Raw genomic sequence first — 15,670 nt, 5'->3', positions numbered from 1 at the left:
ACTTTTACTCAGGGCATGAATGAATAAAAAATATAGTATGCGAACCGGATTGCTTGTTTTTCTTGCTTTTATATGGGGTGGTTTTGATTCGGCCGTTAAGTTGGTACGCACCAAAGTAACGCCCGAAATTTCGGTGCTGTTGCCCAAGGATTTCCGGCCTATGGATGACCTGGATTTTGGCCAGCGCTATCCGTCTGTTCGCAAGCCAATAGCCGCGTATACCAATCCCGATCGGATGGTTGACTTCAGCGTAAATGTTTCGGCTACGCAATGGCCCGATGCCAATATCGAGATGGCACAAAAGTTCTTCAAGGCGGGATTGGCCAATTTGTTTGATAACATCGAATTTGTTTCAGAAGGCATTCATGAAGTGCACGGCAAACGATTGATTTACTTTGAATTTGAGTCTCGCATTAAGGGAAACTCCATGGAGTTATCACAGCGCGATCCAATTCTGAACTATACTTATATCCAATACCTGGTAGAACCTGGGCGAACGTTGGTGTTCTCGTTTAACTGTCCGCGCAGAATCCGTACCGACTGGCAGGAGACAGCCCAAAAAATGATGACGAGTATCAAAATGAAATAAGGCGGATGGAGTTGTACACCGATGAATACTTCATGCGCGAAGCACTAAAAGAAGCGCAAAAAGCACTGGATATCGGTGAGGTTCCGGTGGGCGCAGTTGTGGTTGTAAAGAACCGGATTATTGCGAGGGCTCACAATCAAACGGAAAAACTTACCGATGCCACGGCACATGCTGAAATGCTCGCAGCCACTGCAGCAGCCAACTACCTCGGATCAAAATACCTGAATGAATGCACATTGTATGTGACTCTGGAACCTTGCGTCATGTGTGGCGGTGCATTGGCCTGGGTTCAGTTGGGAAAATTGGTATACGGAGCTTCTGATATTCAACGCGGGTATAGCCTTATCAAACAGCAGGTACTGCATCCTAGAACAGAAGTGGTTAACGGAGTTTTTGCTGTTGAGGCGAAGGGGTTAATTGACACATTTTTCAAAGGAATTAGGGAGTAGAATGAGTAGAATAAGCCTCTAGCCGCGAGCTTTTAGCCTCAAGCTTGTGGCTAAAAGCTAGTAGCTGGTGGCTATTAAAATTCTATTGAACCGAATTTTATCCCCGTTGTTAGGGTTGTATATTTGACATCTTTCATGTTTCACAATTAAACCATTTTACATATGCCGTTTACATTGCCCAATTTACCGTACGCTTTTAATGCACTTGAACCTCATATCGATGCACGTACCATGGAAATCCACCATGGCAAGCATCACAATGCTTATGTAACCAACCTGAACAATGCGGTTGCGGGTAAGCCCGAAGAAAACCTGAGCATTGAAGAAATCTGTAAAAATATTTCCAAGTACCCGGTAGCTGTTCGCAACAACGGTGGCGGTCATTATAACCACAGCTTGTTCTGGACCATTATGGGTCCGAATGCGGGAGGTGCGCCAACCGGTGCGTTGGCTGATGCCATCAACAGTGCCTTTGGAAATTTTGATGAATTTAAAACCAAGTTTGCAGCTGCCGGTGCAGGCCGTTTCGGTTCCGGCTGGGCGTGGCTGATTGTGGATGGCTCAGGCAAGTTGCAAATCACCTCCACACCGAATCAGGATAACCCGTTGATGGATGTAGCCGAAGTTAAGGGCACACCCATTTTAGGTTGCGATGTGTGGGAGCATGCCTATTACCTGAATTACCAAAACCGCAGACCGGATTACATCACCGCGTGGTGGAATGTGGTGAATTGGGGAGAAGTGGCGAAGCGATTTGCTGCTGCGAAGTAAGTACGTTTTTAGTATTCTATTAAATAAACCCCGACTGATTAGTTGGGGTTTTTTATTGAAACATTTCTGTTTGTTTGGACTTTAGATTATCTGGTTGTAGGATCTGCGGGATAAATCAGCTTGTGTTTGCGTAGTGAAACTGCAATTTTTCTGGCAAGGGTGTTGTTAATGGTGTCGTATCCTGCATATATACCATTTACTATGGTGTTACCCATCCAAACTATTTGATCATCCGATAACCTGACCAGATACGTATTGAAGGATGCATTTGGTTCTGCAGAAACCTGATTATTTTGATCGTAGAATAATGTTGTCCAATATTCACGCAAATTTATTACCAGGACGGCATGTACTTGCAAACTGTCAATAGTCTTTCGAAAAGTTGAGTAGGGTATAGGGTCATTAACAGGAAAAACATCAGCTGATTTTATGATTACAGTTCCTTTCGACTGCAGATTGCGCTGAAAAGTCTTTTCTAAGTGATTTCTATATCGGATGCCCTCCAACGTATTAAAGTGATCCTGAATATGATTTGTATAAAAAGCAGAATCGAAAGTGGTTAATTTCAAGTCGTCATCAGAGAGCAGAATAAGTATTCTATTCAATGGAGCTACTTGCGTTTGTTTTAAAACTGAACTATGATTCGAAACCGCACAGGAAGTAAGTAATGCAATTGAAAGAACTGAGAAAAAAATTCGGATCATCATATCGGGGGATTAGAATTTCCATAGAAATATAACAAATTACATACCACTTATTGTTTTATTATCTGCTAATCACATACGCCACCCCAGTCCGCACAGCAAACTCTCCTTCAAAGTAAAAGTCACCAATCAATTCAAATCGCCAATTCTTTTGAAAAGGAATCGCTCCGCCTGCACCAATGGAAAAATCATTCTGACCGATCAATCCGCGGAAACGGGCAAAAAATTTATCAGCCAGGTACCAACGAGTGCCGAATACAAAACTCGACTCGCGCTCTGTCCATAAATCCACACCGGCTGTCACCGTGAATTTTCGGATAACAAAATAATTTGCCTCAAACCCGATTTGTGCTTTTTGAAATAACTCCTGGTTGTCGGTTTTTAGAAAATCAAGTCCGCCACCGATCATAAAATCCTGTGAGCTTTGGGCATAGGCTGTTCCTGAGAGGACAATCAGTAAAATGAAAAGAACACGTTTCGTCATGGGGTAAAATTTTTTCAAATATAATGATCCCGATTACTTTTTCTCCTCAATCAGCTTCTGCAGGGCGAGGTATTCGTCACGTAATCGCGCAGCTTCGATGAACTCCAATTCTTTGGCAGCCTTCTCCATGGCCTTCTTTGTACGATCGGCCATTTTAATCAGTTCCTCCTTGCCGAGGTAGGCCACAACCGGATCGGCCGCCAGACTGGCTTCCTCATTTTCGATATAATAGTTGCGCGTTGATTTTTTGGAGTCGGCAACTTTGGTCTGACTTAAAATCGATTCTTTGGATCGGATAATCGTTTTGGGCGTAATGCCATGTTCCTTGTTATAGTCGGCCTGAATCTTTCTTCTTCGGTTCGTTTCATCAATGGCCAACTGCATAGATTCAGTTACGGTATCGGCATACATGATTACCCGGCCATTTACGTTACGTGCCGCGCGACCAATAGTTTGAACCAATGATCGCTGGTTACGAAGGAAACCTTCCTTGTCCGCATCCAGAATGGCAACCAATGAAACTTCAGGCAAATCAAGACCCTCACGTAATAGATTTACACCCACCAGTACATCAAATACACCTAGGCGAAGTTCACGTAAAATTTCCACGCGCTCCAATGTATCCACTTCCGAATGAATGTAGCGACACTTAATAGCAGCACGCTCCATGAATTTGGTAAGCTCTTCCGCCATGCGCTTGGTCAACGTAGTTACCAATACGCGCTCCTGTTTCTTTACACGCTCATCAATTTCTTCAAACAAGTCGTCAATTTGGTTTCGACTTGGCCTGATGTCAATTTCCGGATCGAGCAAGCCGGTAGGCCGGATGAGTTGTTCTACCACCACACCTTCTGATTTTCTCAGTTCATATTCAGCAGGAGTGGCACTCACGTAGATCACTTGATTGACCACAGATTCAAACTCGTTGAATGTTAATGGACGATTATCCAGTGCTGAAGGCAATCGAAACCCAAAATCTACCAGGTTAACTTTTCGTGAACGATCACCACCCCACATGGCCCGGATTTGTGGAACGGTAACGTGACTCTCATCAATAATCATCAGGTAATCATCCGGGAAATAATCCAAGAGACAGAAAGGACGTGCTCCGGGCTTTCTGCGATCGAAGTAGCGGGAGTAATTCTCAATACCTGAACAATACCCGAGTTCGCGCATCATTTCCAGGTCAAACTCGGTTCGCTCTTTTAACCGTTTGGCTTCGAGGTGGCGTTTCTCCGATTCAAACATCTCCACCTGAACCATCATGTCATCCTGTATTTCACGGATGGCCTGTTGTAGCGATTCTTTTCCCGTAACAAACAGGTTGGCCGGAAAAATTGTCACGATTTTTTCATCGGATATTTTCTTTCCTGTTACAGGATCAATGCGTTGAATGGATTCAATTTCATCGCCCCAGAAGTAAATGCGGATGGCATAATCGGCATACGCCAGAAAAATATCCACCGTATCGCCTTTAACGCGAAACGTACCGCGTTTAAAATCTGCTTCAGTGCGGTTATATAAAATGTCAACCAACGCAAAAAGAAGCTTATTCCGTGCAATGGTTTCATTCACCTTTAGCTTGATCACATTCTTCCCAAACTCATCCGGATTACCGATACCATAAATGCACGACACAGAGGCCACAACCAATACATCCCTGCGTCCGGTAAGTAATGAACTGGTGGCACTCAACCGGAGTTTTTCAATTTCTTCGTTGATGGAAAGATCTTTTTCAATGTAAAGATTGGAAGAAGGAATATAGGCTTCGGGCTGGTAGTAATCATAGTATGAGATAAAGTACTCAACCGCATTTTCCGGAAAGAAATTTTTGAATTCACCGTAAAGTTGAGCGGCAAGCGTTTTGTTGTGGCTGAGTACCAGCGTGGGGCGCTGAACGCGTGAAACCACGTTAGCCATGGTAAACGTTTTGCCCGAACCGGTAACCCCTAACAGCGTTTGATGCGGTTCACCCCGTTCAACACCTTCTGTAAGTTGTTTAATGGCTTGTGGCTGATCGCCTGTGGGTACGTATTCGCTAACGAGTTTGAAATCCATGCTGGAAGTTCAAGGTTTAACGTTTAAAGTTCAAGGAAGTTGAACTGAATTTGCTAAACTTTAAACCTTGAACCTTAAACGCTAACCTGTGAACTAGTTGTTCCAGATCTGCCAGGATTTTTCGGCCTGAATGTGAAGCATTTCAAGTCCGTTTTTGATCATCGCGCCACGCATCTCAGCTTTCTGTAAAAACATGGTGCGGGCAGGGTTATAAATCAAATCGTATACGTAGTGATTTTTGGTCAGGCACTCGTATGGGATGGGTGGAACCAGGTCGGTTTGGGGATACATGCCCAGCGGAGTTGTGTTGATCACCAACAGTGATTCTTTTACGATCGCAGCATTATTCTTAAGGTCATCGTAAGTCAGGCCACCTTTGCCCTTATCCCGCGATACGGTTTTAAACGGGATGTTTAGTTTGGTTAGCGCCTGACGCACCGCTTTAGATGAACCACCTGTGCCTAATATGATTGCACTAAACTTCTGCTCTTTCGGAAGCCACTTTTCAATGGTTTCCAAAAAAGCAGCCGAGTCGGTGTTGTAGCCTTTAACTTTCCCTTCTTCAATTTTTACCACGTTAACTGCGCCAATTTCTTTAGCGGCTGGGTCCACCTCATCTAGGTATTTCATTACCTGTTCTTTGTAAGGCAGTGTAACATTTAAACCACTGAGGCCTTTCGTGTTCTTCAACAAGTTTTCAACATCCTGAATTTTTTCCAGCGGAAACAATTCATAGTGGTGATCGCGTAATCCTTCGCGAAAAAATTTCTCATCAAAATATGATTTGGAGAATGAATGGCTAACGGTTGCACCGATAAGCCCAAAGATTTTTTCCATGATCAGTTGTTAGTTTTTAGTCTTTCTGCAATCTTTTCAATCAAAACAACAATAAATACACCGAGTGCCATCATTACAATGGCCTGGATTATCTGAGGGTCATTTCCGGTTTTTTCAAAGAAGTCCCAAGGTAACACACTTTTATCAATTGCAGGAACCTGTTTCCCTGAGCTGTCTAAACGGAAGGAAATGACCTCTTTCCACGGCCAGACTTTATTCAATGAGCCCAGCATAAAGCCTCCTAGCATAGCCAAGGCGATATGGCGGTAGTTTTTTAAAATCCAGCTTAATAAGCGTGAAAAACTCATAATGCCGGTGAGGCATCCCAATGCGAATACCACAATTACAGGAATGTTCACCTGGGTAATGGCCTGTATCATGTATTCGTATTTGCTTAGTAGCAACAGAATAAATGCGCCTGAAATACCGGGTAAAATCATAGCACAGATGGCAATGGCACCTGCGATGAAAATGAACCAAAGGTCATCAGGTGTTTGTGCCGGTGAAAGTATGGTAATCAGATAAGCGATTACGATGCCTGCGATGAAAGAAAAAATAATGCCTGCATGCCACTTCTTGATTTCACGTAAAATTAGTGGCGATGAAATAAGAATGAGCCCGAAGAAGAATGACCATACCTGAATCGGATGGTTAGCCAGTAACCAGGTCATGAGTTTGGCTAAGGATAACAAACTTGTCAGGATTCCGGCAAATAAAACGAGGAGGAATGATCCGTTTATTTTTTTCCAGAAATCAGCAAACTGAAATGAGCGAAGCAACTTCAATGCATCCAAATCCACCGAACGAATGGAGTGCAGCAGTTCTTCGTAGATACCGGTAATGAATGCAACGGTACCACCCGAAACTCCAGGTATAACATCCGCACCGCCCATGGCGATTCCCTTCAGGTAAAGGAGAATATAATCTTTAGCGCGCCTCACGATCAATCAACGTGGAATGGCGGAGTGCTTTTATCAACCTTGCGTTCAATGCCCAGAAAGTGCAGGAACGTGTCGCCACGCAAGCCGAGGCGGATCGTTTCTAATGGGATTACTTCATTGGGAGCAATGTTGCCGAGGTTAACATTGGCGCCTAATAATTTAATAAACCATACCTGCTGTGCTTTTTGAGGTGCTTCCCAGATAATTTTTTCAAATGGAATCTTTGTCAGGATTTCCTGCACCAAACCGGAACGTACTTCACCGGTTGAGCGGAACAGACCTACGTTACCACTTTCGCGTGCTTCACCAATTACTTTCCATGCACCGGCATCCAGTTCTTTTTGCATCAGGTCAATCCACATGTACGGGGGAATGATTTTGTCGGCATCTTTTGAACCTACTTCCGACAGTACCGTTACCTGTTCAGAAAGTTTGCTGATGTAATCACATTTCTTGTCGTGGTCTAAATCAATTGACCCATCACTAACTTCCGCAAACGACATGTCATATTTATCAAGCACTTTGCGGTAATCATCAAATTGATCGCGGATGATGAAGGCTTCGAAAAGGGTTCCACCAAAGTAAGTGGGTATGCCCGCATCTTTGTACACCTTAAGTTTGTCTTTCAGGTTAGGTGTTACATACGAAGTGGCCCAGCCCAACTTTACAATATCCACGTGGTCGGAGCATATTTCTACAAAATCTTCTGCTTCGCGTACACTTAGGCCTTTGTCCATGGCCATAGTAAAACCGTATTGCCTGGGTTTTTTAGTTCGTTCAGGCAAATTCTTCAGATCGTAATTCATTTAAAGTACAATTGAGTTAATGGATTAAAAAAGTCCATTGAGGAAATGGAATAGATTATAATTAATGATTCGGTTAGGTGTTTTCTTTTCTAAACTGCTCTATAATTTTGAACAATGCCTTCTGTGTTTCGAGTTGGGGGAAGAATTCGTACAAAGAAGCATGTGCATCAAAGTCCAAAATTAGTGCATTTTCCAAATAATTAAAGGCTTCTTTAAACCGGCCGGCCTCTATCAGGTAAACGGTCATGCGGTAAAACAATTCGGGATCGGCAGCAATTTCATCAAAGCCATGTGCCAAAACCTCTACAGCCTTATCGTAGTCGCCTTGCTCATAGTAAATAAATGACCAGTTTAACCAGATTTCTTTATCCTGTGGATCAAGTTTACTGGCTTCTTCGTAGGCATCCAAACTAGATACAATGTTGCCAACCTTGAACTCAGCATGGGCAATGGCTTTCCAATACTCTGGATTTTCAACATGAAGCTTCAGTGCCTTATTGTAAAAGTGAAGTGCCTGGTACCACTTCTCCTGCTTCTCCAGGCAAACTCCAGCGCCAAACCAGGCCTCGTCATACATGTTGTCGAGCTTGGTGGCTTTTTGATAATACTTCAATCCTAAATCATATTGCTCCAGGCTTTCATAGGCAGCACCAATCGAACAATACACTTCTGCACTTGGGCCTTCTATGTCGATTGTTTTTTTGAATGAATCCAACGCTTTTGTGTATTCAGTCAGATTCATGTACGTATTGCCCATGTTAAAGTAGGCGGAGGCAAACGTATCATCAACCGTTACGGCATAATCGTACGCATTTAAAGCTTCTTCAAATTGACCCAACTTGTTGTACACAATACCGAGGTTGTACCATGCGGCTGCTGAGTACGGATCTTCGTCAATGAATTTTTTGTAGTAAGAAACGCTGCTCTCTAATTGACCGGTTACATCCAGGCAGTACGCAAGTTCGTACAATGCACCTTCGTGATTGAGGTTATTCTCAATTGCATTTTTGTACGCATCAATGGCCTTGCTGTATTGTTCAAGGTTTTGCCAGGCTAAACCGATGTTATAGAATACTTCGTCTTTATCTTCGGTGAGGTTGAGCACGCGTTCGTAGCAATCAATAGCTTCCTGATATTTTCCCTGAACTGAAAAAATTGAACCTTTGGTAAATAAAATTTCTGAATCGTTTGGCTGAAGATTTTCAGCTTGTTCCAGCAGTTCCAACGCTGCCGGATATTCTTCCAGGTGCGAAAGAATCTGAGCCTTGATAACGATCAGTTCAATGGAGTACGGATATTGATTGATGGCGTGATTAACTGCCTGAAGAGCTTTATTGTGTTTACCCCTCAGCATGTAGAAATCAATTATCTCTTCGTAGGCATCAAGATCAAAAAAATCTGATTTTCTCTTTTTCAGGTGATCCTCGAAACGCTTGATCAACTCATTACCCTCGTCCTCTCGTTTGCGGAATTCTTTCGCCATGTGCTTAATGGGTTTTCCTAAGGTAGACAAAAAATCAGCTCAAAACTACGACCAATTTTAATTTTTTAATTCCATTTGTTTTCTATAAAATTCAGCGCACCACCCCAGGGTCTCGTCAATCGTTTGAAACTCGCATGAAAGGGCATTTTTGATTTTAGTGTTCGAATAAGAGAAGTGTGTTTCGGCCCCACGGGCTGTTTCACGGGTTATCAATGGCGTTGAACCGGTAAGGTATGAGCGCCACAATTCAGCTAATGCTAAAGCTTTCAATACAGGTTTCGAAACTTTAATGGCGGGCGCTTTCTTGTTGAAAAGAACTGCCAGCTTTTGAAAGAAATCCTTAATGGTAATTGATCCTGCATTTGAGATGAATCGCTCTCCTTCCAGATCAGAAAAGAACAGTTGGTGTATCTGGTGAGCCACATCACGCACATCCACGTAATTAAATGATCCTTCTGAATAGAAGGGACGCTGGCGCCACACATATTTAAAAAGTTGCGCACTGCTACGATCCCAATTTCCATGTGCAAGAATTACAGAAGGATTAATGATAATGGTTTTGAGCCCTTCTTCCTGTCCGCGAAATACTTCCAACTCAGCTTTATATTTTGATAATCCGTACGTGGTGTTGTAGGGAGAATCAATCCATGTATTCGTTTCTGAAATCACGGTTTGATTTTTCTGTCGCCCTAATGCAGCAACTGAACTTACGTGCAGCAAGCGATCAATTCCGGAAACAAGACACGCATCAACTACATTTTTTGTTCCTTCAACGTTTACCTGCATGAGTTTCTTTTCATCGCGCGGATTGAATGAAACCATAGCTGCACAATGGATAACACCGGTGGCGCCTTGAAAGGCTTCTTGTAACGCTATCGGATCCAGAATATCAGCCGTGCGCCAGTTGAGCGAATTCAGATCTGCGAGCATGGACGTGTCACTGTTCGATCGCTTAATGGCAATAACCTGAATGTTGGCTTCGTGAAGTTTTCTTATCACAAAGCTGCCCAATAAACCATTTGCGCCAGTAACTGCAATCATCTAAAGGCTGTTATTCAACAAAGGCAAAGTTAATGCTTTTTGGTAGTACCGGCTTGTCTGGGCTTCTTCTAACAGTTGAATATGTTGAAGTGAATGGCAATCGCTACCTACAAAGTGTACCCATCCCTTGTCGATTAATTTATAGGCAGTTCGTTGAGCCTCCCGTGAATAATACCCGGTTAATGACGATGTGTTAATCTGAAAATAAACGCCACGGTTAATGAGGTCTTCGGCTTTTGCCAGATCGTTCTGCAGGAATATATAACGCTCAGGGTGTGCCAACACCAGTTGATATCCTTTTGTGGTGGCCATAAAAATGAACTCCTTCAATTGAAGCGGCTCGGTCATGAAATTTGTTTCAAACAGCAGCAAGCGTTTACCAAATGTGAGCAGCTCCTGATCGGTTTCAACATGTTTAATAAACACCTCGTCTAAATAGTATTCGGCAGCAGCTTCAATTTCTATCCCAATATTTTTTGATTTTAAGTATTCTTTAAGTTCAGCAAGTCGGGCACGAATTCCTTCCGGAGTATTTCGGTAGGCATCACTCATGATGTGCGGAGTGGTGATCAATTTTTTGTAACCGGCCTTTATAAAGCGCAAAATAATTTCCTCGGCATCTTCGAACGACTGAACCCCATCATCTAAACCCGGAAGTAAATGCGAGTGAATGTCTGTCCGGATGGGGTTTTCACTTACAACGTTCTTTTTCCTGAACCAGTTAAGCACTTCGGTTTATAATTGAGCCTATTAAACTTTTTTTCTTGTCTTCGTAATATCCGTAACCGTATGCAGTTTCGGAAGTTGAAGGAAGTGCATTCAGAATGGTGGTGATGTTATCAAACTTATTGATGCGAATAATGCGATTCAGGGTGTCAATGAAACTACGTTTAGAGTAATTCGCTCTGAAAATATACAATGAAATATCCGCATGTTTCATGGCCATTATGCCATCGGTAACAATACCTACAGGTGGTGTATCCAGTATGATGTAGTCGTAATGCTTTTTCAGATCATTGAGCAGTTCTGAAAACTCGCCATTCAGTAGCAATTCTGACGGGTTAGGCGGGTGCGGGCCAGACGGCAGAAAGTCAAATCCTTCGAGTGATGAATTAACGATGCATTCTTCCCAGGTATTTTTTCTAATCAATACAGTGCTCACGCCTTTCCCGGAGTTTCCACTATTGAAGTATGGAATACTTTTGGGTTTACGCATATCCAGATCAACAAGCAATACTTTCTTTTTCGACAATACCATTACACCGCCCAAATTCAGGGCTACAAATGATTTGCCTTCCCCCGATACGGTTGAAGAGATGGCAATGATTTTCTTTGTTGAATTAATATTGAAGAAATCCAGGTTAGTGCGGAGGGTGCGCATGGCTTCACTTACCATCGATTTGGGTTGATCCAATACGTAGAGTCCGTTTTCGGTAATGTTGCGCAGTGAGGGAATGGCGCCCAATAAAGGAACTGCAAGTTTCTCGACCTCATACAGGCTGTTGATTTTATTGTTTGCGAGGTACAGAATACCAATGAAAAATATACTCAACACCAATCCGGCAACTACACCAATGCCGAAGATCATGGGTTTGTTTGGCGAGATGGGCTTGTCAGGAAAATTTGCTGTAGAAAGTATTTTGAAATCTGGTGTGCTTCCAGCTTGTGCGATTTCAAATTCCGATTTGCTTTGGATCAGGGTCAGGTAAAACTCTTCGTAAAGTTTATAGAAGCGTTGTTTTTTTGTGAACTGGGTGTTTTTATCGGGCATGCTGGCAAACTCATTTTCCAGTCGGGCTTTGGCTTGATTTAATTCCTGCTGTCTTTTTAACCAGCTGGATTTAAGTTCAGTTAGCTGCTCATAGGTCTTGCCGCGCAAGGTTTCAATTTCATTCTGCTTTTGCTTGAACGCAAAAGTGTTTTCGTTGTAGGATAATTTCATATTATCCATCTCCAGATACAGTTCCTGCAGCTTTTCTAAATTATTATTCAGGTATTCCGGAAAAAGCGGTCGTTGCGTTACCGTTATAAAAAGTTCGGTACTATTCAGCTTGTCCATTATCTGATTCAATTCAATCAGGCGTTTACTTACTTCAAATCGTTGCGAGTCAATTTTGTTGATTTGTTCAATGGTTCGCTTTAAATCGTTATCGAGGTTGCTGGTTTTATTGACCAGTGTAAAATTTTCGAAGTATGTTTCATACTCCTCCATTTGTTTTTCAATGTTTCGTAATTCGTTTGATAGCCAATCGATTTTTTGTTTATTCGCCAGGTTTTTCTGTTCATGACTAAAACCAAGGTAGAGTGAGTCAATGCCATTCACCAGATCGCGCGCTTTACCCGGGTTACTATCTTTGAATGAAACACGAATGGTGTTGGCTTCAAACTTGATCGGTTCAACTAAAAGATTATTTGAAATGTAATTGAGTAAGGCATCTTTGCTGTTGATCACAAAGGAGTAAGTGTTCTCGGCAAAGAAGCTATTGCCAGGTTGTTTATGAATGGTTAACGTTAGTCCTTCCAGCTTCAATGGTTCACCAAAGGTCCCGGTAACTTCTTTTGCGGGTCCGTTAAATCGTAGTTCATACTGATTATTAGGTAAAGGCTCAATTGCAATTGGCTGATTGTAGAATGCACTATTTTCGATTACATAGTTAACCTTGAAGGGCGATGACGTGTATAACTCGGTATTTAGAAATTTACCAATACTGAAATAGCTTACATGCAGGTTTAGCGAATCGATGACCTTGCTCAAAAAAAGTTTCGATTGAATGGTTTCAATTTCACCCGCAATTACATTGACTTGCTGACGTTCCGGCAAAAATTCACGAAAGCCAAGCTCAGTGGCGTCTTGCTTAATGTCCAGTTTTATTTCTGATTCTGATTGATAGAGATCTTTGGTATAACGGACAACCAGGTAGGCACCAAGGTTGGTGAGTAATAGTATTAGAATTACCCACCCCCAATGTTGGGTAAACGTAACCCGAAGTTTGTTGAAGTCTATGCCTTCAATGCCTTCAGAAGATCGGGAGATATGTTGTGGGTCTGCCAAGTTGAATGCTTATCTGTTGGTTAAAACGACAACCAGTGTGGTGAGGCTCGTGATAATGCTTACCAGCGGTCCATAGTCACGCAAGGCTTCACTGGCTGGCCTGCGAATAGGTTCAACGTAAACAATATCCCCTGGCTGCATGATCATATTCGATTTTTTATATCCTTCAAACGTACTTAGGTCAGCAAGAATCACCTGATCACCACGTATCACACGAATATTATGGGCTTTGGAGTCGTTGTTCAGTCCGGTTGCCAATGCCAGAACTTCTACGAGCGGTGTGTTTTCATTTAGCAGGGGAATAACCTGGCCGCCCGTGGCCCCCAATACAATAACGCGTTTGTTCGCGTATTGCAAAATAACAAAGGGGTTGGTGTAGTATTTAGCATACTCTTTCTGAAGAATAGCCTCTGCCTGCCGGATGGTCAGTCCTTCTAATTTTAATTCGCCCACCATGGGTAGTTTTGCCACGCCATTGATGTCCACCAGGTAATCGGGATCAGGGCGTGTGTTGGCGACCTGAGGGGGTATTTCTTTCAGAAGCTTCAGATCCGGGTCAATAATGAGCTCACCGTTGCTGGTATATACGCGAAGTTTTAAAAAATCATTTTTTTGAATGACATAGTTTCGCTCAGCTTCCTGAGAAAGTTGTGAGGCTTGTTCCGGATCGGCAACCTTAAACATAATGTTTTGCTTGTACGATCCGCAGGACGACAGCAAAAGCACCACCAGTACGAGTGGATTACCAATACGGAGAAAATACTTCAATGTTTTACGAGTTTAATCCCGTGAAATTAATGATTTTCTTAACAACTCTTCGAGTGTTGGGAGGTTCCTGTCTTTTTCGGAAAGAATCGGATCAGGGAAAGGCCATTGAATATTCAGTTGCGGATCGTTCCAAACAATACCGCCCTCAGCGTCACGGTTATAGGCGTTGGAAGCTTTGTATAGAAATATGGAATCCTCCAATGCTGCAAAGCCATGTGCGAAGCCCTCAGGAACCATTAACAGGTTGTGCTTTTCACTGTCGAGCAGGCAGCTATGTGTTTGGCCAAATGTTTTTGAGCCTTTTCGAAGATCAATCACAACATCCAGCACTCTTCCTTTAAGCACAGAAACCAGTTTTGCTTGTTCATGCGGAGGATATTGAAAATGCATTCCACGAATAACACCTTTTCTAGAAAAGGATAGGTTTTCCTGAGTAAACCGATCGGTAATTCCTTGTGGATGAAAGGACTCTTCTTTATAGAATTCCAAAAACCATCCGCGGTTATCTTCATAAACCTGTGGAACGATTTCTACCAAACCTTGAATACCTGTTTGAATTACCTGCATGAAATTTTACTTCACCGCGTGTATGGCTTGCAGGTATTTGTTGATCACGATGCTTTCATCAAATTCAGCCTCCATTTTTTTCCGGCCATTTGAGCCAAAAGTCTGAAGGGTCTTATCGTCCATGCCTGCCAGCGTACGCATTTGACGGGCAAGATCATCAGCATCTTTTAATTTACAAAGCAATCCGTTTACCTCGTGCTCTACAACCTGGTTACAGCCAGGCACATCTGTAGCGATAATCGGCTTTGAAGAGCTGGCAGCCTCAAGCAGCGTACGAGGTGTTCCTTCGCGATAAGATGGCAACACCACGCAATCAGCTTGTTGAATGAAGTGACGCACATCATCCGTGGTGCCGAGATATTCAATGGTACCGGAATCTATCCAGGATTGAATCAACGCTTTGCTAATTCCCCGCTTATGCTCGGGATCCATCGCGCCAAGCACTTGAAACCTTGCCGCTATGCCTTCAGCTTTTAGCTTTTTCACGGCATCAACATATTCAAGAATCCCTTTATCGGTAATCAATCGCGAGATTAGGAGAAATGTGAACTTCGGGTTGCGTTGATAGTTCACCGGAGTAAAATGTTTCAGGTCAATTCCTGACCCGGGAATCAGATCCACAGCCTGCTTTTTAACGAGGTTCTTATCCAGAAAGAGTTTTAAGTCGTCCGGATTTTGGAAGAACACTTTTCGTGCAAAGCGAAAGCTCATGCGGTAAAGAAATTTAGCCACCACTGCGAGTGGGCCCTTTTTAAGGAACACCGTACCCAGTCCGCAAACATTGTTCACCACTGGTATTCGCAGTAAGGCTGCGGCCAATGTTCCGTAAACGTTTGGCTTAATGGTGTAGTGTAGAATAACATCCGGTTTTATTTTCCGGTAGATGGAATACAACTCAAATATAAGGGCTGCGTCTTTTAGCGGATTTGCGCCACGACTGTCCATTTTTAAGTGATGGTGTTTGCAGCCGTGTGCTTCCAAAAGTGGAGTATACCCATCTGTCGGGGCGATGGTAAAGATTTCGTGTCCCTGTTCCTGAAGTGAGTGGATCAGGTTAAGCCTGAAATTGTAAATATTCCAGGACGTATTTAGGACAATTGCAACTTTCATGAATCTGATT

Annotated in this window: 16 protein-coding genes; 3 read left to right on the top strand and 13 right to left on the bottom strand. The window is 42.9% G+C overall.

The features are described 5' to 3' along the window. Positions 1-19: 19 nt before the first annotated feature. From QY309_13830 to QY309_13820, 3 genes are all read left to right on the top strand, one after another. On the top strand, positions 20-589 hold the full coding sequence (locus tag QY309_13830; GenBank protein ID WKZ58941.1) for a hypothetical protein: 570 nt from the start codon (positions 20-22) through the stop codon (positions 587-589). Between the two features lie 5 nt (positions 590-594). Beyond that, a complete protein-coding gene (locus QY309_13825) occupies positions 595-1,038 on the top strand; it encodes a nucleoside deaminase (protein ID WKZ58940.1) in 444 nt (147 codons plus the stop codon). A gap of 162 nt (positions 1,039-1,200) precedes the next feature. Continuing rightward, positions 1,201-1,809, top strand: coding sequence for a superoxide dismutase (locus QY309_13820; protein WKZ58939.1), 609 nt, complete (start codon positions 1,201-1,203; stop codon positions 1,807-1,809). A gap of 86 nt (positions 1,810-1,895) precedes the next feature. Here QY309_13820 and QY309_13815 read toward each other — a convergent pair whose 3' ends face one another. The 13 genes from QY309_13815 to QY309_13755 all read right to left on the bottom strand — a co-directional run bounded on the left by QY309_13815 (position 1,896) and on the right by QY309_13755 (position 15,660). Next, complete coding sequence (locus tag QY309_13815) at positions 1,896-2,516, bottom strand: hypothetical protein (GenBank protein ID WKZ58938.1); 621 nt, start codon at positions 2,514-2,516, stop codon at positions 1,896-1,898. A 58-nt stretch (positions 2,517-2,574) separates the two neighbouring features. Beyond that, positions 2,575-2,997, bottom strand: a complete 423-nt coding sequence (locus tag QY309_13810; protein WKZ58937.1) for a hypothetical protein — start codon at positions 2,995-2,997, stop codon at positions 2,575-2,577. Positions 2,998-3,030: 33 nt separating this feature from the next. Beyond that, a complete protein-coding gene (uvrB, locus tag QY309_13805) occupies positions 3,031-5,055 on the bottom strand; it encodes an excinuclease ABC subunit UvrB (protein WKZ58936.1) in 2,025 nt (674 codons plus the stop codon). A gap of 93 nt (positions 5,056-5,148) precedes the next feature. Then, a complete protein-coding gene (locus tag QY309_13800) occupies positions 5,149-5,892 on the bottom strand; it encodes a shikimate dehydrogenase (protein ID WKZ58935.1) in 744 nt (247 codons plus the stop codon). A 2-nt stretch (positions 5,893-5,894) separates the two neighbouring features. Continuing rightward, positions 5,895-6,833 carry a DUF368 domain-containing protein gene (locus QY309_13795; protein WKZ58934.1) on the bottom strand — a complete coding sequence of 313 codons (939 nt, stop codon included), beginning with the start codon at positions 6,831-6,833 and terminating at the stop codon, positions 5,895-5,897. Between the two features lie 2 nt (positions 6,834-6,835). Beyond that, positions 6,836-7,639, bottom strand: coding sequence for a phosphosulfolactate synthase (locus QY309_13790; GenBank protein ID WKZ58933.1), 804 nt, complete (start codon positions 7,637-7,639; stop codon positions 6,836-6,838). Between the two features lie 73 nt (positions 7,640-7,712). Then, the gene (locus QY309_13785) at positions 7,713-9,122 is read right to left on the bottom strand and encodes a tetratricopeptide repeat protein (protein ID WKZ58932.1); all 1,410 of its coding nucleotides are present in this window, start codon (positions 9,120-9,122) and stop codon (positions 7,713-7,715) included. A gap of 57 nt (positions 9,123-9,179) precedes the next feature. Next, on the bottom strand, positions 9,180-10,163 hold the full coding sequence (locus tag QY309_13780; protein ID WKZ58931.1) for an NAD-dependent epimerase/dehydratase family protein: 984 nt from the start codon (positions 10,161-10,163) through the stop codon (positions 9,180-9,182). Continuing rightward, entirely contained in the window at positions 10,164-10,892 is a 729-nt protein-coding gene (locus tag QY309_13775) for a capsular biosynthesis protein (protein ID WKZ58930.1), read from the bottom strand. Further along, complete coding sequence (locus tag QY309_13770) at positions 10,885-13,215, bottom strand: polysaccharide biosynthesis tyrosine autokinase (protein ID WKZ58929.1); 2,331 nt, start codon at positions 13,213-13,215, stop codon at positions 10,885-10,887. The genes QY309_13775 and QY309_13770 overlap by 8 nt, the downstream gene beginning before the upstream one ends. A 9-nt stretch (positions 13,216-13,224) precedes the next feature. Further along, a complete protein-coding gene (locus QY309_13765; GenBank protein ID WKZ58928.1) occupies positions 13,225-13,983 on the bottom strand; it encodes a polysaccharide biosynthesis/export family protein in 759 nt (252 codons plus the stop codon). A gap of 12 nt (positions 13,984-13,995) precedes the next feature. Further along, positions 13,996-14,550 (bottom strand): dTDP-4-dehydrorhamnose 3,5-epimerase, encoded by a 555-nt coding sequence (rfbC, locus tag QY309_13760; protein ID WKZ58927.1) that lies wholly within the window; start codon positions 14,548-14,550, stop codon positions 13,996-13,998. Positions 14,551-14,556: 6 nt separating this feature from the next. Next, positions 14,557-15,660 carry a glycosyltransferase family 4 protein gene (locus tag QY309_13755; protein ID WKZ58926.1) on the bottom strand — a complete coding sequence of 368 codons (1,104 nt, stop codon included), beginning with the start codon at positions 15,658-15,660 and terminating at the stop codon, positions 14,557-14,559. Between the last annotated feature and the right edge of the window lie 10 nt (positions 15,661-15,670).

This window comes from Cyclobacteriaceae bacterium, assembly GCA_030584025.1.
Lineage (GTDB): Bacteria > Bacteroidota > Bacteroidia > Cytophagales > Cyclobacteriaceae > UBA2336.
This window is presented reverse-complemented; position numbering and strand designations above follow the sequence as displayed.

Coding starts and splice junctions, on each gene's coding strand:
- QY309_13830 (WKZ58941.1), top strand. CDS start 20: ATGAATAAAAAATATAGTATGCGAACCGGATTGCTTGTTTTTCTTGCT.
- QY309_13825 (WKZ58940.1), top strand. CDS start 595: ATGGAGTTGTACACCGATGAATACTTCATGCGCGAAGCACTAAAAGAA.
- QY309_13820 (WKZ58939.1), top strand. CDS start 1,201: ATGCCGTTTACATTGCCCAATTTACCGTACGCTTTTAATGCACTTGAA.
- QY309_13815 (WKZ58938.1), bottom strand. CDS start 2,516: ATGATGATCCGAATTTTTTTCTCAGTTCTTTCAATTGCATTACTTACT.
- QY309_13810 (WKZ58937.1), bottom strand. CDS start 2,997: ATGACGAAACGTGTTCTTTTCATTTTACTGATTGTCCTCTCAGGAACA.
- uvrB (WKZ58936.1), bottom strand. CDS start 5,055: ATGGATTTCAAACTCGTTAGCGAATACGTACCCACAGGCGATCAGCCA.
- QY309_13800 (WKZ58935.1), bottom strand. CDS start 5,892: ATGGAAAAAATCTTTGGGCTTATCGGTGCAACCGTTAGCCATTCATTC.
- QY309_13790 (WKZ58933.1), bottom strand. CDS start 7,639: ATGAATTACGATCTGAAGAATTTGCCTGAACGAACTAAAAAACCCAGG.
- QY309_13785 (WKZ58932.1), bottom strand. CDS start 9,122: ATGGCGAAAGAATTCCGCAAACGAGAGGACGAGGGTAATGAGTTGATC.
- QY309_13780 (WKZ58931.1), bottom strand. CDS start 10,163: ATGATTGCAGTTACTGGCGCAAATGGTTTATTGGGCAGCTTTGTGATA.
- rfbC (WKZ58927.1), bottom strand. CDS start 14,550: ATGCAGGTAATTCAAACAGGTATTCAAGGTTTGGTAGAAATCGTTCCA.
- QY309_13755 (WKZ58926.1), bottom strand. CDS start 15,660: ATGAAAGTTGCAATTGTCCTAAATACGTCCTGGAATATTTACAATTTC.